The organism is Anaerobiospirillum sp. NML120511, assembly GCF_023050955.1.
Classification (GTDB): domain Bacteria; phylum Pseudomonadota; class Gammaproteobacteria; order Enterobacterales; family Succinivibrionaceae; genus Anaerobiospirillum.
Genome location: NZ_JALKIK010000044.1, coordinates 1 through 23,055 on the forward strand (window position 1 = coordinate 1; position 23,055 = coordinate 23,055).

Here is a 23,055-nt window from a genome sequence, read left to right on the forward strand (position 1 = left end):
GCGGCGCAGCCGCAGCTGCAACCGCTGACTCCGGTGCAGATACAGGCGACATGGGCTTCGGCTCAAGCGACCTGGGAGCTGACTCCATCGGCGATATGGGATTTGGCGACAGTGATCTGTCAGCCGAGTCCGTTTCTGACGTGGGCGGCATGGACTTCGGTGGCGACGATCTGTCAGCCGATTGCGGCGCTTCCATGGCAGGCATGGACGTCGGTGGTGACGATCTGTCAGCCGATTCCGGTGCTGACATGGGCGGCATGGACTTCGGTGGTGACGATCTGTCAGCCGATTCGGGTGCTGACATGGGCGGCATGGACTTCGGTGGTGACGATCTGTCAGCCGATTCCGGTGCTGACATGGGCGGCATGGACTTCGGTGGTGACGATCTGTCAGCCGATTCCGGCGCCGACATGGGCGGCATGGACTTCAGTGGTGACGATCTGTCAGCTGATTCCGGCGCTGACATGGGCGGCATGGATTTCGGTGGTGACGATCTGTCAGCCGATTCCGGTGCTGACATGGGCGGCATGGACTTCGGTGGTGACGATCTGTCAGCCGATTCCGGTGCTGACATGGGCGGCATGGACTTCGGTGGTGACGATCTGTCAGCCGACTCCGGTGCTGACATGGGAGGCATGGACTTCGGTGGTGACGATCTGTCAGCCGACTCCGGAGCCGACATGGGCGGCATGGACTTCGGTGGTGACGATCTGTCAGCCGCTTCCGGTGCTGACATGGGCGGCATGGACTTCGGTGGTGACGATCTGTCAGCCGCTTCCGGCGCTGACATGGGCGGCATGGACTTCGGTGGTGACGATCTGTCAGCCGCTTCCGGTGCCGACATGGGCGGCATGGACTTCGGTGGTGACGATCTGTCAGCCGCTTCCGGCGCTGACATGGGCGGCATGGATTTTGGCAGTGATCTTCCTTCCGAGTCCGGAACTGACATGGGTGAAATGGGCTTTGGCTCAGACCTGGGCGGTGATTTTGGCGGCGATTTGGCTGCTGACTCTGCCTCAGATATGGGTGATCTCAATGTCGGTGCTGATAGCCCTGGTGCTGATGACAGTAATTCCTTTGTTGATCTCAACGAAGGAGCCTCTGGCGATGAAGCTCACCCTGTTGACGCCCTGGACGCAGCAGATGCTTTTGGCGGTGATGATGCCGGTTTTGGTGCTGATACAGACCTGTCTGCTGAAGATTCTGCAGATGCTCTCAGCGGCAGTGCTGACAGTTCAGCCATTCATGATGCTCCAAGCGAACTGGACGAACTTTCAAATACCTTTAACCTCAATGAGGACCACGTAGCTGATCTCGAGCGTGAGGCTGTGCCTCAGGCTGCAACTGAAGAAGCACGTGATCTGGCTGACGTAATGGGTACTTCCCTTGCTGATGCCAATCTTGAGGAGCCTCAGGAAAGCGGTGCCACAGACTTTGCTGATGCAATGGATGACTCCCGTGCAGATGCAAGTCAGGATGAGCCTCTTGAGAGTGAGGCTGCTGATCTGGCAAAAGCACTTGGAAGCCAGGCTCCTGAAGCTGCTGACGATGCTTTTGCTGCAGATGATACTTTTGGTTCATCAGACGACTTCGGCTCTTCAACTGAAGGCGATGATCTGGCTGCTGGCTTCGATGCTCCAGAGCATGATGCTGCAGCAGATGATCTGATGGGCGCTGGCGATTCCGCATCAGATGACCTGATGGCTTCCGGTGATGATGCCCTGGATGATTTCGGCGACGATCTTGCCGCTGAGTCCGGTGCTGCCATCGGTGCAGAGATGGGCAACATGGGCGGTGACTTTGCTGCCGATCCTGCTGATATGGGTGACATTGGTGACCTGGGCGGCGATCTTGGTGGTGATGATTTCGCCTCTATGGGTGATGACCTTGGAGCTGCCATGGGCGACGGCCTTGATGCCGGTGGGCCTGATGATGCTGCCTTTAAGGATCTGTCCCAGGAAGATGATGTAGTTAAGGGTGATGATTCTGTTCAGGGTCAGGACTTCAATGAAGCTCTTGGTCTTGATGGTGATGCACCTGAGGCTGCAGCTGATGACGCCTTTGGCGGCGACGCTGACCCATTTGCTGAGGCGCCAGCTGAAGCTCCAGCCAGTGCAGCTGATGACGCCTTTGGTGGCGACGCTGACCCATTTGCTGAGGCCGCTGAGGCTCCAGCAGCTGAAGCTGACGCTGCAGCTCAAGAGGCTCTTGAGGAAGCTGCACCAGCTGTTGCCGATGCTGCCGAAACTCCAGCTGAGGCAGCTGCAACAGAACCTGCAGTCGAGCCAGAAGCTGAGTCAGCTGCTGAAGCTGCAGCTGATCCTGAGGCAAAGGCTGAGGAAGCCCCATCTGCCGAAGACGACATCTTTGGCGGTGATGAGGCTGACAAGGCTGCAGCAGCTGCCGTAGCTGATGCGTTTGGTACCGATGACGATGATGAGCTTGATGCGCTGAACTCAGAGAACCCATTTGGACATGATTCAATGAGCCATGATTCCAATGGACTATTCGGTAACGATCTGGGCGGCGGCATGAATGACTTTGGTCCGGATGACAGCGGTATGTCTGCCTTTGGCGGCGACCATGACCTGTCAGGCGGTGCCATGCATGATCTTGGCGATAATGGGCTTAATCATGATGCAATGTCATCCATGGGTGATTCTGCAAATGACGGATTCGGCTCCATTGGCGCAGTTGACTCTTCATTCCCATTTGAAGAAACCGACAACTCTTATCCTTTCCTCGGTGATGATCATGAGGAAATGGGCAGGGGTGATTGGGAAACCGGCCCGGTAGATGATATCGGCGATAGCATGGCTGATGACTTCACCCGTTTCGCTGAGAACCTTATGAGCGGTAATAATCCTTCATCAGAGGGTGACCAGTCTCATGCTTCCAGAAACGAAGACAGTCTGCTCGAAAGCGAACTGGCATCTGATGCTCCACGCTCAGAGGCTGATACTGAGTTCAAGGGCATGGACGATGTAATTCCAAGCTCTGGTGAGTCAGTTGACCTGGTAATTCCTTCTGAAGCAGAAATTGCTGCCGGTCAGAACCACGAAAATGACTTCGATCTTGATGAGAGCAATAAGATGCTCGACAACATCGATGTCAGCGGATCTGAGGACTTTGGCGATGACGAGCTCAATATCGCTCCTGGCACGGCTGATCGTGAGGCAGCTCAGAATCTGAATCACGAGCTTGCTGATGATCAGAACTTCTCCGATCTGATGGGTGATGATTTCCGTGGTCTTGAGAATATCGAGAACAATCATCACAACGACCTCAAGGAAAATGACTTCATCATGCCTGAGCCTGAGGAAATGGCCTCCGGCAGTGCTCTGAATGAAGGTGTTGACCTTGAGGGAGCTCTGGATAACCTCAATCTGGATGAGATCACCAGCAACGAGTTTGGTGATTCTGCTGAAGACGCTGCTCCGGCATCTGATGCAGCTATCCAGCCTGAGACTCAGTCCGCTGCTCAGCATGACCTTGCTGGCGATATGCCAGAGGCTGTTGATCCAGCTGCTGAAGTTCTGGCCAATGACTTTGGTGCAGACCTCGGTGAGCTTGCTCGCAAGCCTGCTGATGAGGCTGACATGGGCACTGGTACTCAAAGCGATGCCGGTAAGAGCCTGGCCGATGACATCATCTCCGGTGATGATCTGGCCGATGGCCCTGACTTCGGCTCTGACATGGCTGACATGCCAGAGGCTGACATGGGGGCCGGTATGCCTGAGGCTGCCGCTGATGGCAACATAGCAGAGATGCCTGAGGCTGCTGAGGCTATGTCAGATGCTGATGCCGACAAGGCAGAGATGCCTGAGGCCGCCGCTGATGCCCACATGGCAGAGGTGCCAGAGGCAGACGCTGATGCCCACATGGCAGAGGTGCCAGAGGCTGCTGAGGCTGTGGCAGATGCTGACGCTGAGGCTGCTCCGGTGGTTGAGGCTCCTGAGGCAAGTGCTGAGGAGACAGAGCTGGCCCATGAAATCGAAGAGCCATTCATTGATGCCTCAAAGGTTCAGGATGCAGAAATTGTCCCTGAGGCTGACAGTACTGAACAGGCTGCTGACAGTGATGAGCCTTCCATGTGGTCTGTACCGCAGGATGAGTTCGATATCAGCAATGTGTCAGGTGTCAGTGCCGCAGAGCCGGCAGAGGCTGCTGAGAGCATGACCAGTGATCTGGGCAGCATGTCTGATGCAGGCTTTACCACCAGTGATTTTACTGAGGAGCCTGCTGTTGAGGCAGCTGCTGAGCCAGAGGCTGAAACTGATCTGACTCAGTCAGGTGATAGCATGCCAGACATGGCACCACCTGATTTTGATATCAGTGATGATGAAGCTCTGCTCAACTCCAGCATCGACGGTTCAGACGCTCTGGCCGATATGCTCAGTGATGTACCTGCTGATATTCCAGAGGCTATTGTCCAGTCAGGCACCCGCCTGCAGGCACAGCCAGCAGAGGAAGCAGGTGCTGCTGAGGGCGAGCACGAGCTGGCCTTAAATTCCGGTGAATCCGTTGCCCCGGCTGATTTTGCAGCTGACGGCATGGACGATCTTGACCTGTCAGGATTTGATAATACTGCTCAGGACAATGAAGATCAGTCAATGGTGGCCGGCATGATGGACGGTGAAGGCGACAATGGCATCGACTTTGACAAGCAGGAAGCCCTGGATGCCCAGGACCGCTTTGTTGAGGACATGATGTCCGGCGCCGGTTCCGATGGCGACTTTGGGAACCTGGATGACGGCTTTGGCGGCTTTGATGATGCCGGCCAGCTGGACTCCGATGAAGATCTGGGTTCATTTACCGATCTGCCAGGTTTCGACGACAGCGCATTTGATGAAGATGGTAGTCTTGCTGACATTCCATTCGATTCAGATGTATTCGGTGCCGATCCGCAGGGCGGCCAGCCTGAAGCCAGGCTGTAATTAAAAGGGAGGTGACTTCGGTCACCTCTTTTTTTATGCATTTAGCTCATACTTATGCGGCTATACTCCATGTCTGGCAGTGCAGACTGCTGGCAGCACACACTGATGCGCCGCACACACAGCATGCTCAGCTCGCACATCATGCGCCGCACACACAGCATGCTCAGCTCGCACATCATGCGCCGCACGCACAGCATGCGCAGCGCGTACATCATGACCTGCATGGCTGCAGCGCTGTGCCAGCTTTGCGCTGCCATGCTGTAGCGGGAGCTGCCGTATCTGCACAGGATGCAGCTGTTTCAGCAGCTGCAGAATGGCTGTAGCGAACAGACATGATGTGAGCTAATTTCAGGGAATTTGAGAGCGGGAGTAATGATGATTGAGGTGACCAGATGTATGGGCCTGAGTACTGAGGGCCTGGTTGAGTTTGAGGATGGCCTGATGTGCCTTCCTGAGGCAAAGGAGGCATTTCTTGAGCTGCGTGAGTGTGCAGCCCGTGAGGGCTTTGAGCTTAAGGCATGCTCGGCTTTTCGTTCTTTCGAGGCACAGGCTGCTATCTTTGGTGCCAAGTTTCGAGGCGATCGTCCCATTCTGGATGCCAATGAGGAGCCACTGGCTGTTATTCCTGAGGATCCGGTAGAGCGCATCAGAGCCATTTTGCGCTTTTCAGCTATGCCTGGTTTTTCCCGTCATCACTTCGGATCTGACTTTGATGTATATGCTCCAAACAAATTGCCTGAGGGGCAGAAGCTTCAGCTGACCAGCCGTGAGTATGATCATGGGGCTTATTTTTATGAGCTGGGATGCTTTCTCAGGGAAAATCTGAGAACATATGGGTTTGGCAATCCTTACCAGGGTGGTTTCAGCCGTCCGGGCGGTCTTCCTGACGATGCCGAAGGTGCTGGTCTTGTCGTTGTAGGTAATGAGCCATGGCATATTTCCCATCTTGCTACTGCGCAGGAGTATTTAAGGGAGTATGACTTCCAGGATGCACTTGATTATGTAGCCGGCAGCGACCTTGAGTTTGCTCCCTATGTCCGCAGCGTCATGACTCTTGAGCAGGCTGATGCCATGCTACGCTTCTGCTGCATTTAGCTGATTGCTGATCCGTAGCCATTGGCATGCTGCGCCTGAGCTGCATTTAGCTTATTGCTGAGCCGTAGCCATTGGCATGCTGCGCCTGAGCTGCATTTAGCTTATTGCTGTGCCGGGGTCATTGGCATGCTGCGCCTGAGCTGCATTGAATAATATGCCTGATAACTGGTCATGGTCATGGTCATGCTGCGACATTGGCTGAAGAGGTTGTCGTGAGCCGTACTGATGATATGGCATATGCTTTCCATATTATTATGGTCAGTAATAACCTTGTGTTTTAATTTCTTTTAAGGTCAACAGCAATATGTTTACTATTACTTATAAATCAGATCCTGATGAGCAGTGGTCGTGGGACAGGTATTCTGATGATGTCTCTCCAAAGGAGGTAAAGAGACATATTGATCCTGAACATGGCTATTCAATGAACTATTTTCTTAAGCATTGCGGCATAAGGATGCTTAATGGAGAGGAGTATCGCGCTGCTTACAGCCTTGCAAGAAAGGCAGCTGAGGATAGCGGCCTGAGACAGGATGTTCTCAGGTGTCTGGACATGATGAAGATTCCGGGACAGGACAAGGTGCAGCCTGCAGGAGATCCTGCATCCGTAAGGTACGATCTTGCTTCTACTTTATGGGCTGTCTTCATCGCCATGTCTTCAGATTGCGGATCTTTTGAAAGTGTTGGTGCCAAGCTCTCAGCTGATTCTGATTTCACAGCAGCAATTAACGTTCTGTTGCCAGACTCTCTTCCGCCACATCAGGATCATTCCCCTGTTGATATGGCATTTGTCATGGCTGCATGGGATGAAGCATGCAGAAATCAGGATTTTCCGACCTCCAGTGATCAAGCTGGGTTCTGGTTTAAAGCTTTTCCTGAGGCATCTGTCAGTCAGGACCGACTGGGGTATAAGGCCGACTATGGTTTTCTCAGGGGCCAGGCCCTGACCTCTGATCGTGCTTTCATGGACATATCCGTGGGAGATATTCTTTATACACAGGCTATTAACCCTTTAAACATAAACAAGAGCGCACTTTTCTGGAAAGCGCTTATATACAACATCTCTGATCGATCACTTTCAGATTTGATATTTGTTGCCGCCGAGGAGCAGGACGAGCAGTCTTACAAAAGACTAAGCTCTCATTTTGGCAGCATTTCCGGCAATATCTTTGTTACAGAGGCATTTCCTCACTCGGGTCATCTGTTCAAAGGCATTCTTTCCAGTGGTGTAGAGCTGCTTATTGCAGCTGGCTCTACCGACACTGGCAATGATGAATGTGATGATGATGATGATGACGATTATTACGATTTCATGTATGACCTGGACAATGGCGAGTTTAAGTCAGTAGATTTCTGCAGTCCGCTTGTTGTAACAAAGACAGAGCAGATCTTTAACAGCAAGGATCTGGAAAAATGCAAGTCGCACAGGAGCTTTGTATCTGAGGCATATACTCATGGCGGCAATATGGAAAAAGTAACTGTCGAGGCTGTTTCACTCAGTGAGCTGCAGAGTCTTGGCAAGAAGAATAAAAAACTCTTTCCTGATGAGCTGAAGGATGAGCTTTATCCTTTTGAGGGCTTAAAGACCCTGGTGAAAAAGACCATTTATTCACAGCCTGCCGGAAAGAGGGTTACAAAGAAGGCTCTGGATAGTTTTAACAGGAATCCGGAGAACGCCAGCACTGTGTACTATGTATGTACAGTTGAGAATGACGAGCATGGCTTCAAACAGATAATTGCAGCGCTCAACGAACAGTGGCTGTGTCAGAAAGCTGCAAAGGTCGCCGGAAAAACCTACAACATTAACTTTCTTGCCATGTGCAAGAGAGAAAAGCAGCCATTACTGCTCGATTTTGCCCGTGCATCAACAAGAATGCTCGATCTGTACAGAATCAGCTGTAATGAGTCCCTGGGCAGCAAAGATGAAGTAACCAAGAGTACTGTGTATAGATTGATCAGCCGTCATAATAAGGATCTTCTTGCCTGCCTTAAGCTGTACATATCTACAATCCTGTCATCATCTGATTCAGGCAAGGTCTGACCCACACCGCTGCGTGCCAGGAGCCAGTATGGACGTGCATGCTGTTTCACATCATGCAGCGTTATGGAACCTGTGCTGGTCTTACAGGCCAAAAGCTTTCTGGGCTGTACTCAAGGGCCTGGCCTGTGGCCCAGGCCCTGGCCGGGCCTTGTCTGGCCCCTGGCCTTGGCCGTAGCCGGACCGTAGCCGGACCGTACGCATTGCCTGGCTATAACCATGGTAATGGTCAGAGCAGATGCGCCGCCCTGTGGCAGCTGCATCCGGGAGCTTGCCGCCCTTCAGGGCAGGTGGTCTCCTGGGTGACTTAAAATGAGGCAGGATCGCTGCTGTTGTGATCTGGAGCGTGATTTTTTAATTTCTGAGGGCTGTTTACAGCCCTTTTGTTTTTGTGGAAAGAGGATTTGCTGTCACAGTGACAGTGGTAAATTTCGACGGCAATACATTTTTAAAGATTTCGTTATGTCAGTCTGACTTTCGGTTAACAGTGGCTTATGCGCGGGCCCGGCTGCATTTTCTGAAAGATGATCAGCCTGATTTCATAAGGTGTTTTGTGATTTGCATTTGTGACATAGATAATGAGATAAAAGGCATGAACAGGCCAGAATTAGGATTTGGACAGTAAAAACTGACGCAAAGCTAAGATATTACTAACATTCGGGCGCTAGTATGGTAGTCAGATTCACCAATGAGTGACATGCCGTCGCATACTGCGCAAAAGCTGATCTGAGTGTCCCCCGGATAGCAGCGTAAGGTCAGATCCCTCAGAAGATTTTTCCTCAGGATCGGGCTATGCGGCTGACAGGTTTGAGTCAGCCTTCAGGCAGGCGCATACGGGCGCAAGTGCTGATGTGATGCAAAAGTTAATGAATTTGAGGAATTTACTATGAGAAATGTACTTAAGCTTACCGTTGTAGCTGCTGTTGCCGCCTCTTCCTTTGCTGTTTTTGCAGCTCCAGCACCAGCACCAGCCGCACCGGCCGAGACTCAGCTGGTAACCGCTCCACATCCAGCCTTTGGTAATGCCGGGGATTACTATGGCCAGGGTCCAGCCATGGGCCCACGCAACGGCACCGGTCCACGCGCTGCTTCCGGTGAGTGCCCACATTTAAATAGCATGCCACCAGCACCGGGCTCACGTGCCTATACCGGCCCACGCTCTCCAAAGCATGTTAAGGCTGCCCACGGCAAGGCTCATCACCTTGCCCACCTGACTCCTCACATGGGTCCTGGCGCCGGTAAGGCCCTTGGCACCTGGTGTCCACAGCACAACACCTTTATTGCCGAGTGTGCAGGTGAGGACTTCAACAAGGTGTTCAAGGCTGACTTTGACCAGCTGCAGGCTTTAAAGGATCAGGAGTTCATCAAGAAGCAGATCCTCAAGGCCCGCATTGCCGACGGTGATAATGCTGCTACCATCACCAGGTATGCTCAGGACGTTAACACTGCACGCCGTGCCGTACGTGACTTTGACTACCAGCTGCGCCTGAAGATCCGTGACTACGTAAAGGGCCACATTGAGGGACCTGTTGCCGGTGCAGCTCCAGTGGTTCCTGCACCAGCCGCAGCTCCGGCAGCCGCTGCACCAGCTCCAGTAAAGGCTCCACGCTAATCAGCGCTATATGTCAGTGACAGGAGCAGGGCCAGTGCCATAACCTGTCATGACATCCAGACTCACGCAAAGGGCTCTCTGAAACATACTCAGAGAGCCCTTTGCCATTTCCGGGCGTCCGTAAACACCCGGCTAAGTCAGCGGCCACTGACGATCGACAGCCATTAACCAGACGCCCTTTTCTTGCGTGCTGGATGCCTGGCCGCGCCAGGCTGGTATCGCCGTGCAAGCATCGCCTGGCGCTGTCCTGCCCGCGCCTGTTTGCCGGGCGTTGTTTGCCTGGGGCGGTTTGCCTGTATGACGAGCTGGGGCGGCTGGCAGTAAGTGGGGAATTTTTCTGGCAGGAATGGTACTTTTTTCTGGTGGAGAGCTGGTCAGGGGGAGGGCGCGTTGTTGCCGGGGCTGTCAGGCTTGTCGGGGAATTTATGGAGGCTGTGCCTCATGGTGGTTTGAGAAAAATGGTATTTTTGGATGGGCAATAGGCTTTTTAGTTTGATATTTCTTGCGCTCAGGTGGTGTTGTAATGGCCTGAAGTGATAAAAAATAGCGCGCTCTTACAGGGTTTGGGCAGGTCTATTTGACAAAAATTGCTGTAGATTTTGGCCTGTATATGCCGCCAGAGCCCGATGGCACGGGCTTTTTACAAAGTCGAGCAAAATATTTCCCAATTGGGTATCATTAGACTAACTCAAGGGATAGCTTTTGGAGGTGCTTCAGCAGCAGCTGTAAAGATCCGGAAGCTTGCATGGTTTTTTCCTTCTGCTTCACTTCAGAAGCTGATCTGCTTGATCTTGTTGTTATCAGTTTTAGCTGAGATGACTGGAGAGGTTCGTATGGTTGATGAGAAGATTCACAAAGTAGTTATTATCGGATCCGGCCCGGCTGCATGCACTGCTGCCATTTATACTGCACGTGCCCAGCTCGACCCTGTAATGGTAAAAGGTTTTGAAGAGGGCGGTCAGCTTACTACCACTCCAGAAGTAGGCAACTGGCCTGGCGCTGTTGGTGATCCAAGCGGCTTTGACATCATGCAGAACATGATTAAGCACGTCAATGAGCTGGGCGTTGAGGGTATTGCCGACGTAGTAGTCGGTGCCGACCTTAAGGGCGAAATCAAGACTCTCAAGCTTTCTGGTGGTCAGGAGTTAAAGACCCGTTCAGTAATTATTGCCACTGGTGCCCGTGCCCGCTACCTCGATATTCCATCTGAGGCTCAGTTCAAGGGTCGTGGTATTTCCGCCTGTGCTACCTGTGACGGCATGTTCTTCAGAAACAAGACCGTAGCTGTTATCGGCGGCGGATCCGTAGCCTTTGTTGAGGCTCTGTTCCTTGCCAATCTGTGCTCCAAGGTCTATCTCATCCACCGTCGTGAAGGCTTCCGTGCCGAGCAGGTTCTGGTAGAGCGCGTCAACGAGATGGTAAAGACTGGCAAGATGGAGTTAATCCTTAATGCCACCGTCAAGGAGTATGTTGGTGAGCAGCTGTTAAACGGCATTGTCATAGACGTCAAGGGCGAAGAGCGCAAGATTGACCTCAATGGCGTATTCGTTGCCATCGGTCACACTCCTGCTACCGATGTCTTCAAGGATCAGCTCGAGCTCGACAAGAGCGGCTATATCGTTACCAGAAAGAGCGAATCCCCTGTCACCTCTACCTCAGTTCCAGGCGTATTTGCAGCCGGTGACTGCTCCTTCCCTGAGTACCACCAGGCCGTAGTAGCCGCAGGTCAGGGCTGCCAGGCTGCTCTGGACGCTGAGCAGTATGTGCTGGGTATTGCCTGATCAGCAAGGCTGCAGGCTGATCGCCTGCGGCCTTTCATGCAGCCGGCAGGGCTGGCTGGCGGCCAGCTGCAGCACTGGCTGGAGGCTAGCTGCAGCACTTCAGTGCAGCGACATAAAAAAGCGCTTTCTGAAATTCAGAAGGCGCTTTTTTTATGGTTTTGTAAACTGTCCCTGTTTTTGCCATTGCAGGGGCTGCGCAGCTGCGGAGGCGCTGTTGCGGCGGAGCTGCCGGGACTGTGCCAGGCACGGCTACGACAGCCATGACAGCCGCGATTGCCCCCTGACGGGGATTGTTCAGTCGCGGCTGGGATGCTGGGCTGGTGCCGGTCAGAGGTGCAGCTTTTCGAGTACCTGCTCGTAGATTGCGGTCAGGGTGTCAAGGTCGGCGGCGCAGACGTTCTCATTAACCTGGTGAATAGTGGCATTGATCGGACCGAACTCTACTACCTCAGTGCCCAGAGGAGCAATGAAGCGGCCGTCGGATGTGCCACCCAGAGTGTTGAGATCAGGGGTAACACCAGTGTTGGCAATGACGGCATAGCGCATGGCATTGACCAGCAGGCCGTCACGGGAACTGATAAAAGGCAGGCCGTTAACCACATAACGAACGGTGGCGTAGATGCCCAGTTGTTCCATCTTCTTTTCCATCATGCGCTGGAGCTTGACTGGAGTCTGCAGCGGGTTGAAGCGCCAGTTGCACATGATCTGGCAGGTGCCCGGTGCTACATTTTCAGCGCCCATGCCGGCGTTGAAATTGGTTACGTTAAAGGATGATGGAGGGAAATCCTCATTGCCGTCATCAAGGTGGTGCTCTACCAGAGCTGCAATCAGCTGAGCTCCCTTGTGAGCGGCGTTGTCAATCTGATGCGGGTAGGCAACATGGCCCTGCTTGCCATTGATGGTGATATGGGCAGTCATGGAGCCACGACGGCCAATCTTGATGGTGTCGCCGAACTTTTCTGAGCTTGATGGCTCTCCTACGATGCAGTACTGAGGATAGAGTTTTTCTTTCTTGAGCCACTCGGCTACGTAAGGAATACCGCCTACAGCATCACCCTCTTCATTGGAGGTCATGAGCAGACCCACAGTGCCCTTGTAGTCAGGATGTCTGGTTACAAAGTTGCGCAGAGCAATGGTCATGGCGGCATCAGAGCTCTTCATGTCAGCAGCGCCACGGCCATAGAGCATGCCATCACGGATAACTGGATCAAAAGGATCGCTGGTCCAGGCTGCAGTATCGCCAGGACCTACTACATCAGTATGACCAAGGAAAATGGTAAAAGGACCTGGTGCCTTGAGACCGCTGGCATCATAAGGGCCAGGATTGCTCTTTAACAGGGCCGGATCACCCTCGAAACTGGCCTGAGGATCGGCCGAATGCAGGGCGAGCAGATTAAAGGTAGGGTACATGCCCTCGCGCAGTGTGCGGCACTTGAAGCCTACAGGCTCCAGAATACCTGAGAGCACTTCCTGACAGCCGGCATCTTCAGGAGTGACGGACTTGAGGGAAATCAGTTTTTTGGCAAGTTCCAGTGTGTCAGACATAATAGCAATCTCTTCAAATACGAAAGCGCCGCCAGCCCCCGGACATGAATCTCCGGTCCTGGAGCTTTTGGCGGCGGTGTTCCTGCATCAGGGCCCCGGCCTGGCACAGCTCAGGCTGGCCACCCACAGCGCATGCCTGGCTGGCCACCCACAGCGCATGCCTGGCTGGCCACACGCAGCGCATGCCTGGCAGGTCCAGCCTGCGCCGGGGCCTGGGCTGTGGCTCCTGGGCCTGCAGGAAATTAATCGTCGTCGTCAGTTGGGTACTGTAAGTACAGCTTGCGCTCGAGCTGCAGGAAGCGGTAGGCGTCTTCGTGGGTCTTCTTTAAGGAGAAGCCGTCAATACGGCCGTAGCGTACCTGGATGAAGAGATCGAGGTCCTCAGGTTTGGCAAGCTCTCTTGCCTTGAGGTACTGACGGAAGTAGTCACCGGCAAGGAGTGGATCCCATGGGAATACTGTTGAGATGGAGCGCAGGATCAGCATGGCATAAGAGTCGATGATGACAAACTGGCGCACAGTGAGCTGATCGAGGAAGGTCTTGAGCTTTTCCTCATCGGCAGTGAGGTCAACTACAGGCATGCTTGGGCCTACAGCACCGTCGTCGTAGCTGATCTGAGCTTCGCTGCCGTCGGCACTGAGCTGCAGGTAGCATGGGTCGATTTCAGCTGCTGCCTTGTGCTGGGCAATGGTCTTGCGCAGTTCATCAGAGCACATGAGCAGTGGCTTTGAGCTCATTAAGGAGAGGGCATTGCAGAAGTCCTCAGCGCCATATTCCTTCATTTCGGCTTCGTTGAGCTTTACGCAGACAGTGGCCTTTACCGCTTTCTCAGGTGGACGGATAACCTTGTGGGCATCTGGCGGACACTCGGTCTGCATTCTCACTACATGAGCCATAAATCAACTCCTAACATCTAAATGGCCGGGCAGGCAAAAACCTGCTCAGGTTTCACTTTGCATCACTTCCCCGTCACAGGGTTTATGAGCATAAACTTACCGGTCGGGCGGATGAGCATATGTCTGTCGATTGAGTCTGCACTGCAGCATGCAACTGCAGGAAAGCATCAAGCATCATGCATCATTCAGCATACAACTGCACTAATGCAGTATGCAGCGTAAGGCATGCAGCACAGGCCATGCAGCCGTGGCAGCTCAGGTGAATTTCGGCTGTGCACTCTGGCACGGGCACGGAAAATCAGACAGATATAAGATTTTAATGGCTTTGCCTGCAAAAGCAATAGTAATGGCCTGATCAGTCCGACAAAAGCGGCAACTGGCCCGCCAGCCAGGCCCTTGCAGGCCCGCTGCGGGCATGTCAGGCATGGCGGCCAGCATGCAATGCTGCAAAAGCACAGGGCCCGGCTGTAAACAGTCGGGCCCTGTGGGGTATGCGGCACAGCTGCTGCCGTGCAGCGGCTGCGCCGGTGCGCCGTGGCGCAGCCTGCGCTTTAGAACATGGTGCTGTAGCTGCGCAGGAAGTGGACAAATTCCAGTGTTGAGTAGCTCAGGAACTCATAGTGCTGGCTCTTTAACAAAATGAGGTCAAAGAGTATGGCAAAGAGAGTGAGCATCTGCAGTGCGTAGACATATGGACGCTGGGCAGTACCCTGATTGCGGGCAATGAAGTAGCCGAAGATCAGGCGCATGACTATGCTCACACCCAGAACGGACAGGCCCACAATATAGTTGAGCAGGCCAAAGGCTGCCATCAGACTCAGCAGGATGACAAAGAGCAGACCACGGGTGGTCATGCGGCCCAGAGAGTCCATTGGATCCTGTGGGAAGTTCCAGGTAAGCGAAGTTGCGGTTGCTGCCGAAAGCATGGAGGCAATGGCAAAGGCTGCCGTGGCCTCAACAATACCGTCAGTAATTACAATAAGCGTATTGGCAAGCCAGATAAATATCAGCATCGGAACCATTACTGAGGCCGATACCAGTATGGAGTCATGGCGTCTGCGCGTGATGTACGAGCAGATACGGTAAATGCCCTTGTAAGCTGTAAGTCCGGTCAGCATCAGGTAGGCAAGATAGGATATCGAGCCCACATAGTTAAGATCTATGGTGGCATGCAGCACACTGCCTGAAAGACCTGCCAGCAGTCCTACAAAGAAGAACGGTACCGGCATGGAGCTTGGGTAGCATGGACCAAGACGCATGGCCAGCTGTGGAGCAGCCAGCGGCAGGGTAGTGTGAGTAAAGAATGAGGCAAAGAGCTGACGGATATACAGGAAAATCATCATGCCAAAGCCTACATTGTCTTTGATATTGGCGCGGGCAATCAGCGGCTCTTTTCTGTCGTCAGTTTTCTTGCGTGGCTCACCGTTCTTGTTGAGAGGTTCGATAACCTCACGGTTATCAGGCTTGCCGGCGGCCTCTTCGGCAAGACGGTCCTCTTGAACGGCCAGCATCTGCTCTTCGTTTTCTGAAGCATCAGCAGCTACGCGGCTGAGAGTGTCAGAGCCAAACTCGCCCTCGCTGCTCTTGCTGCCGGTATCTACAGAAGCACCGGACATGGCAGCAGCAGAGGCAAACTCAGATGCAAATACGCTGCCCTCATCAGCCCCTGAGCTCTTGCCCTCAGAGCTGCTCTCACGGCCATCATCCTTGCCCTTGCCATCACCCTGAGCCAGGATGCGGGCACGTCTTATGACCTCGCTTTGAGGTGCAGCCATGGACTCACGGGCAGCTTCAGCCAGAGCCTGCTCATAGGCGGCATCCTCTTCAGGAGTCATTGGAGTCTCCTCAAAAGGATCGTTATTGAGCTTCATTGGCGGCAGGGCACGATTGCCCTGAATCTTGTTGCGGGTAGCCTCGATATTGGCCATAACGTCAGCATTGCTGCTCTTGACGCCAATGGCGTATACAGGGCGCTCAGCCATGAGCTCCTGCATTCTGCGGGTATTTTCCTTAGGACCTACATGATATACAGGGCCGTCAGCAGGCTCTTCCCAGGTGCCGTTACCGGCCTGAGCCTGGTTGAGCTCAACCTGCAGTAAAGGACCATCGCCCATACCGGCAGGTACCGGACCTGAGCGCTCTTCCTCAGCAGGCTTTTCATTCCATCGGGCAGAGCTGCCGGACATGTCAGGTGATGGCATGCCATCAGGCCCCATGTTCTGTCCTGAGACTGCAGGTCCATTTGGCTCCATGGCACCGGCGCTGCCCATAGCTCCGGCGCTGCCCATGGCAGTTGCAGTGTCTGCAACGCCGCCAGGGACCATAGAGCCAGAGTCGCCCATGGCCTCACCTGCAGCATTATCAGGCAGCGGCATGCCGTCAGGACCGAAGTTCTGAGGCCGGGATGACCAGCTGTCCTCCTGCTCGTATCCCTGAGCAAAGTTGCCCTGGGACTGAGACTGCCAGGAATCATCTACCGGGTAGCCATTTTCATCAAAGTGCTGCACATGACCGTTGCGGGCAGCCTGCTCGCGCTCGTGCATGTCGCCGCCGCGCAGGTCACTGCCTCTCATGGAGTCGCCGCGCAGCGAATCGCTGCGCTGACCGCGCTCGGCACTGTTCTGAGCCTTTTCACGGGCCAGACGGCTGGCGTAGGTGCCCACATAAACCTGCTCTTCTTCCTGATCACGGGCCTGTGGCTGTGGCTCTGGTTCCTGAGCATAGCGTGGCTGGCGTCCTACCACATAGTGAGGGCCGTCATCCTCTGGCCTCTGGCGGTCAACAGGTCGGGCCTGCACCTCGCCCTGGTCATATTCTGACCAGTTGTAGTAATCGTTGCGGCTGTTGTCCTGAGGCGCATAGTTTTCCTGGTTTTGCTGCCAGGAGCCGGAATTGCGGCGTTGAGGAGCAGTGTCATAAAGTGGATCGTAATACTCGCCTGGCGCTGACTGAGGCTGCTCAGATGCATAGTAGCGCTGATCAGGCCACTGAGGCTGACCATCGGCGCCATTGCTGCCCTCGTAGTCCTGCCATTGCTGCTCACCACCAGAGACTGAATCAGTCTGGGTAATACCGGCCAGCATCTGGCTGTCCAGATCGGACTGGGAGGCTGCCATGCCAGCAGCTGCGCTACCGGCTGAGCCGCCTGCGCCACTGTTATCCACAGCGGCACTGCCAGCACCGCCCTGGGCGGCATTCAGGCCGCGCTCGGCCATATTGCGCTCAGCGTCCATTTCGGCTCGGAAGCGGGCATTGGCCTCAAAGTGAGCCTGCTTGCTGCGGGCATATTCTTCATTAAATGCGTGGAGGCTTTCCAGATTGTCAGCCTGCATGCCGGTGATCAGGGTTGAGCTTTCATCGCGCTCAGGAGCTGCGGCGCGGTTCTCAAGACCCATAATGGCGGTATGGCCTTCGTCCATTACCATGCCATTTTCAAAAATGGTGGTTACTGGTGCATTGTTCTGAGCATGCTTGCGGTCAACAATGATATTGCTTGAGCCGGTTTCATGCAGGGACTCATGGTCGCGGGCCTGCATGCGGTAAGGACTGCGCATTTCGCTGTCCACATCCTCAAGCACAGGGACACCAGCACGGTTAAGCTCAGGATTGACCTGCTGAACCGGGGTAACATGGCTCTCACCAAGACCGACAATGGCTGTGGAGCCGGTATCGCTCATGGTGGACTCATTCATAATCAGGGCGCCGCTGTCAGCACCGTTGTCAGCATTTCTGTCCTTGCGGGAACGACGATCTGATTTGGTATTAAAGCGGGCCAGAATAGCCAGATCTTCTGCACTCATCTGACGGGCTGAGGCAGTAGACGGTTCACGTACCGGAGTAACATGACGTTCACCAAGGCCAATAATGGCAGCAGCGCCGTCAGAGGTAATCTGGGCATTGCTCATGACCTTGGCGCCATCAGGCACGGTACCGCCTGTTCTGATGCCGCTGAGAGCAGCGGCACTGGCTGCAGCTGCGCCACCGGCGCCGCCTGTGGCACTGGCACCACCAGCGGCGGCACCGCCTGAAAGTGCGGCAGCAGCCTCATCCACGGCACGGGCAGCGGCGCTGATGACATCATCATCAGAGTTTATGCTGGCAGGGGCGCTGTTCTGTCTGGTCTCAAGACCAATAATGGCTGAAGTGCCACCTGCAGTAATCTGGGAGTTCTTCATGACCAGGGCGCCATCAGGTACAGTGCCTCCCGTCTGGATGCCGTTAGCGCCAAACAGTGCGGCAGCTTCATCGGCAACCTCGGCTGCAGCGCTGCTCATATCATATGCAGCCTGCTGTGCAGAGGCGCCCTGAGTGGCAGAGGCATCATTCTGCGCAAAGGCCTGAGCATGGTCATCATGGGATGGTCGGGATGAGCGGGTATTGAAGCGGGCCAGAATGGCAAGGTCGTCAGCACTCATATTGCGGGCTACAGCTACTGATGGCTCGCGTACCGGAGTTACATGACGCTCATTAAGACCGATAATGGCCGAAGTGCCCTCAGAGGTAATCTGGGCATTGCTCATGACACGGGCGCCATCAGGGGCGGTACCACCGGTTCTGATACCGGTGTTGACATAGGCAGCAAGGTCAGAGCCTGACAGGGCGCCGCCTGCAGCACCGGCAGAGCCTCCTGCAGCGCCAGCAGCGCCCACTGAGCTGTCGACTGCGCCAGCAGCCTCGCCAGCGTCGGCCCCGCCAGCATCTGCGCCGGTGGCCTGGGCTGATGCCTCAGTGGAAAAAGCGGATTGAGCTGTGACCGGCTCTTCGTGACCGGCGGCACTTGCAACCATGGCGGCGGTCTGAGCTGTCAGGCCGTCCTTGCCGTCAGAACCGGCAGTGACAGGATCTGGCTCGTAGATAGACATGCTCTGAGCTGCGTTCTGGATATCAAGCTCAAAGCTGTTGTCATCATCAGTAGCAGCTGAGTCAACCAGCATCGAGGATGATGAGGTGTTATCGTCCTGGCTGCTCTGGGAAAGAATAATGGCTGCCCCCTCAGGTGATGAACTGATGCCCTGCGCGCCGGCAAAGCTTGCAGGTGACAGTTCGTTGTGGGCAAAGGTATCTGAACTGCTCTGTGCAACACTGCTCTGTGAGGTGCTGTCACTGACGGAGCTTTGAGCATCACTGTCAGAGGCCGGAGCAGGGGCAGCGCTGGCGGCACCGTCTATCTGGCCCGGGCTCAGTTCGTTGCCTTCGTCGTCATAGACACGCAGGCGTGGGGACTCATTGTCATTGATGGTGGCATCAACAGCAGCACCGGCTGGGGATACGGCACCGGAGCCAGCGTGAGCTGCTGTGGACATCTCATCTGCTGCTGAGCTCTGTGAAAGGTCAGAACTGCTGGAGCTGTCCATATTGTCTGAGCTGTCAGAGCTGTCATCACCCATGGACAGATTGCTGCCGGCAAAGGTTGATGGATCGAGCTCCATATCGTCTGATGCCTGGGATGACAGGGAGGCTGATGAAGAGGAGTCAGCTGAGGCAGAAGCAGCTGATGGGGAGTCGGCACTGCCTGAGGCCATCTGGTCGACGGCATAGGCAATATCATCGGCAGAAGGATCTGCTGATGATGGAGCTGAATGGGCAGATGAGCTCTGAGATTCAGGCTCAGAGTCTGAGCTGGCAGCTGAGGCGGACAGGGCGCTGATTATTGAGGCGGGATCCTGATCGTTGTCAGGGCTGGTCAGACGCTCCAGGGTCTCCATATCGAGATCATCGATATTGATTTCCTGTTGAGCCTTGATGTCAGCAGAGTCCTGGTTTGGGGTCTTCCCCTCGTTAGAGTAAGTCATCAGCAAAATCCAGAAAAAAACCTAAGCTAAAAGCCAGAGCCGGCGCTGTTTCCGGCACAAAAGCATAATGTGATGAGACAGCTGCACAGGCAGCAAAGTTCCCGTTATGCAAGGGTCAGATACTACAGAGCAAAGTATATGAGTTTGCATTAGAGCCTGAGAGATGCAGGCATGCTCCCGTTCCTGATGAATAACGCTTTTATACTGGCATTATCAGGCGTCATGTCCTTAAAGACGGCAGTGCCTGTTACATGCCTGGGTCCCACACATTAAGAGCTTCAGCACACCGTTGTCAGACGCACCACGGGCACTGAAATGATCAGGATATTCTAGCATTTATTTTATGGCTTGTAAGGCGCTGCCACCGCGCCGGGCACCCCCGCAGGGCGCGTGGACAGGCCGCTGCCACACCATCTGCCTGGCAGGTGCGCAATTTAGTCACACCATGTCCAGGGGCCCATTACACCTCCTTGCCCGGCTACCATCACCCCAACAGTCTATCTCTGTAAAAATCAGCGCAGCTGCCAGAAAAACACAGGCAGCCGCCACCACCTCAGCCTGGGCATGCTCAAACATGCAGTCCCCCATAAAGAAAATACCGCAGTCAGTACCTGAGTCTGCATCCCGGAAAACCCGGTAGTAAGCCATTGCAGCCCGCCTGCAGGCCGGCATGCTGCAGGCCGGGAAGCACCTCTGCAGAGCACTTGCAGTCGGCTATGGCGACTCGCTATTGCTTGCAGCGCAGCAAGGTGCTCATTGAGCGCTGTTACGAGCTCCGCTCAACACAGATGCGGACGGCTGCGTGCAGTGTGATCCCGGCTGTTCTGGCAGCGGTCAGCTGTGGACGGCTGCTGGCATTGTGCTCCTGGCAGTCCAGGCAGCAGGCGGGATGCAGATAACTTATTGCGGGCTGGGGCGCGTAACTGTTGTTTGTCATGCTTATTTGTTAGCATGAGTTTCCCTGCAATGGCGACTGTGCCTGCAGGGCAGAGGCCGGTAAGGAGCTGAGGCTGATGACCGGGCGGTTTTGACATATATGGGAGCAGCTATGATCAGGGTATTTCTGGTGCATCTGGGGCGCTTTTTTCGCATGCTCCTGGTAGCTACCTTCGTCAGTGTGCTGGCTGTGCCGCTGATCTTCGGTGCTCTTGAGATTATCTTTGGCCGCTTTGCCCGTCAGGATGTGATGTACCTGGTATGTGCCGGGGTTGCTGTGGGGGCAAGTGTTATCTACACCTGGTACAGCCGCAACCGTGTCAATTCAGATGAAGTTCTGTTTTTTGTGCGCAACCGTATGGTTGCAAGCCGCCGCATGTTCTATCACCTGCTGACCATTCAGGCCATGGCTGTTTACCGTGTGGGTGGAGTGGACCTGCAGGAGCGCATTGATGAGCTTTTCACTCAGCTCAAAGACTCATCACCTGAGCGCGATACAGAGCACCATGAGCAGCATGGCCCCGAAAGCTCCAGCACAACAGGCGGTACATCAGATGGCACAACAGACAACAGCTCAGCCTCCAGAAAGGATGACAGATCTCATCAGGAGAATAGCTTATCCAAGGCACGTGCTCATGCCGAAAGTGAGGCAGCCGCAGCTGATGCTGCAGCTGGCACCGGTCCGACTGGCGCAGCGGCTGGTGGCGCTGGTGCGGCTGGCGAATCGGCTGGCGCTGCCGATACGTCATCGGCTCATGAAGACTATGGGCAGGCAGGTGGGACCTCTGCAGGGGCGGGAGATGCTGACAGCAGGGGAGCTGTCTCGTGGGCAGTGATTATCAAATGGCCAGATGGAGCTGATGCCAGGGGGCGCAGCAGCCGTGAGCTGCTGATGCAGGCACGTGAGCAGGCCTGTGAGGAGGCGCTGGCTCATATAGCCTCCTTCATGGCCTCGACGGGGGCGCAGGGACGCCGCCTGGAGCGCGGCAGCCGTGTATATTTGAGTGCCCTGCTCGACCGTCCTGATCCGGCACGTGAGGACAGTTTTTTAAAAGCCATGAACCGTCAGTGCGGTCCTTATCTGTGCGAGCTTACCTTTGTACTCATCATTAGAACACTGATGAGTGTGGAGCCTTTTAAGAAAGGCTTTATTGACTACCGTCTGATTCTTGAACAGCCCCTGGTAAAGCACTGGGGATCGCTGTTGCTGGGCGTGCCTGAAGACAGCATTAACGCCGATTATTACAACCGCTACTTCTTCCTGCTCAACCAGGAGCAGGCCCGCATCAGGGAAAGCTGGATTATCCAGCAGATGCAGGCAGCCGCCGCAGCTCAGGCAGCGGCTGCAACCTCTGCGTCATCTGCCTCGGGCAATGCTCAGGGCGGCAGCCAATCCTCTGAGAGTACGGACAGCGATGACACCTTCAATGGCAGCTCGGGCCATTACAGCTACTCCTACACCTACAGCAATGGTCAATGGTATTACCAGGGCAGCACCGATTACTCAGACAATGGCAGCACTGCCGGTGCAGACGCCACCTCTGGGGCCAGCGCTGACGCTGCTGGCGCTGACGCTGCTGCCGGTGCAGACAGCAGATCAGGCAGCTCAGGCAATTCATCGGACAGAGCTCGCGCTCAGGGCGCCGGCGCCAGTAGTGGTGCTGACAGCACTGCAGGGGACAGTGGTGCGGCCGGAGCTGGCAGGCAGTGGCGTGAGCGAACTGGCAGTACTGCGGGCGCATCAGGGGGCGGGCGCTTCCTGTCCAGGCTGGAAAAGGCCTACATTACCCTGGGTCTTGAGTTTAACAGTCCGCTTGATAAGGTTAAGCGCCAGTACCGCCGCCTTGCGTTCAAATATCATCCTGACCACATAGCCGATTACGACAGCTTCTCCCAGAGTCAGAAAGAGGAGCTCAATGCCCAGTTCCTGGCCATTGTGGCCGCTTACGAAATCATTATGAAAGACCAGTCCTCCCGATGACAGCGACAGCAGGGAAAAATACGAGCAGCGACTGAGAATCAGAGCAGCTTAGACTCGGAGCAACTTAGTCCAGGAGCGACTGAGTATCGGACTGCCTCTGCCTCATGAGCGTTCCATGGCCTGTCCTGACTCACTCTCCCTTACCTTTGTTCATGGTACTGCGGCATAAATGCAACAGGAAGAGGGAGAGGGAGAGACGGTCAATGGCTGGGAGTCTGCTGCTGAGGCCTGAGGCCTGCGGCTGGATGCCTTTGCTTCACAGGTAATGTACCTCGTTATGACCTTTAGACAGCGCCTGGTCCTCCGTACCGGGTTGAGTCGTGGAGCCCAGAGTGAGTGCAGCCGCGAAGGGGACACTATGCCTGACAGGCTGGTATGCAGCAGAATGGGACGGTGAGGCAGTGGCAGCCACTGTGGCGGCGGCAGCAGCATTCACTGTATCTGT

Annotated in this window: 8 protein-coding genes and 1 pseudogene; 6 read left to right on the plus strand and 3 right to left on the minus strand. The window is 54.8% G+C overall.

Annotated elements, in window-relative coordinates; translation table 11 throughout:
* From MXE39_RS10550 to trxB, 5 genes and pseudogenes are all read left to right on the plus strand, one after another.
* A pseudogene (locus MXE39_RS10550) lies at positions 1-4,937 on the plus strand (hypothetical protein); the annotation flags it as partial.
* Between the two features lie 396 nt (positions 4,938-5,333).
* Positions 5,334-6,032 (plus strand): M15 family metallopeptidase, encoded by a 699-nt coding sequence (locus tag MXE39_RS10555; protein ID WP_246977148.1) that lies wholly within the window; start codon positions 5,334-5,336, stop codon positions 6,030-6,032.
* A 304-nt stretch (positions 6,033-6,336) separates the two neighbouring features.
* The gene (locus MXE39_RS10560) at positions 6,337-8,070 is read left to right on the plus strand and encodes a hypothetical protein (protein ID WP_246977147.1); all 1,734 of its coding nucleotides are present in this window, start codon (positions 6,337-6,339) and stop codon (positions 8,068-8,070) included.
* Positions 8,071-8,953: 883 nt separating this feature from the next.
* Positions 8,954-9,679: a hypothetical protein gene (locus tag MXE39_RS10565; RefSeq protein WP_246977146.1), complete on the plus strand. Its 726-nt coding sequence runs from the start codon at positions 8,954-8,956 to the stop codon at positions 9,677-9,679.
* Between the two features lie 791 nt (positions 9,680-10,470).
* Complete coding sequence (gene trxB / locus MXE39_RS10570) at positions 10,471-11,460, plus strand: thioredoxin-disulfide reductase (RefSeq protein WP_247074061.1); 990 nt, start codon at positions 10,471-10,473, stop codon at positions 11,458-11,460.
* Positions 11,461-11,787: 327 nt separating this feature from the next.
* On the opposite strand, the gene dapE is transcribed toward trxB, so the two are convergent.
* The 3 genes from dapE to MXE39_RS10585 form a co-directional block, all read right to left on the minus strand.
* Complete coding sequence (gene dapE / locus MXE39_RS10575; RefSeq protein ID WP_246977144.1) at positions 11,788-13,005, minus strand: succinyl-diaminopimelate desuccinylase; 1,218 nt, start codon at positions 13,003-13,005, stop codon at positions 11,788-11,790.
* A 242-nt stretch (positions 13,006-13,247) separates the two neighbouring features.
* Positions 13,248-13,901 carry a hypothetical protein gene (locus MXE39_RS10580; protein ID WP_246977143.1) on the minus strand — a complete coding sequence of 218 codons (654 nt, stop codon included), beginning with the start codon at positions 13,899-13,901 and terminating at the stop codon, positions 13,248-13,250.
* A 551-nt stretch (positions 13,902-14,452) separates the two neighbouring features.
* Positions 14,453-19,693, minus strand: coding sequence for a hypothetical protein (locus tag MXE39_RS10585; protein WP_246977142.1), 5,241 nt, complete (start codon positions 19,691-19,693; stop codon positions 14,453-14,455).
* Between the two features lie 1,048 nt (positions 19,694-20,741).
* Here MXE39_RS10585 and MXE39_RS10590 point away from each other — a divergent pair.
* On the plus strand, positions 20,742-22,610 hold the full coding sequence (locus MXE39_RS10590; protein ID WP_246977141.1) for a J domain-containing protein: 1,869 nt from the start codon (positions 20,742-20,744) through the stop codon (positions 22,608-22,610).
* The last annotated feature ends 445 nt before the right edge of the window (positions 22,611-23,055 follow it).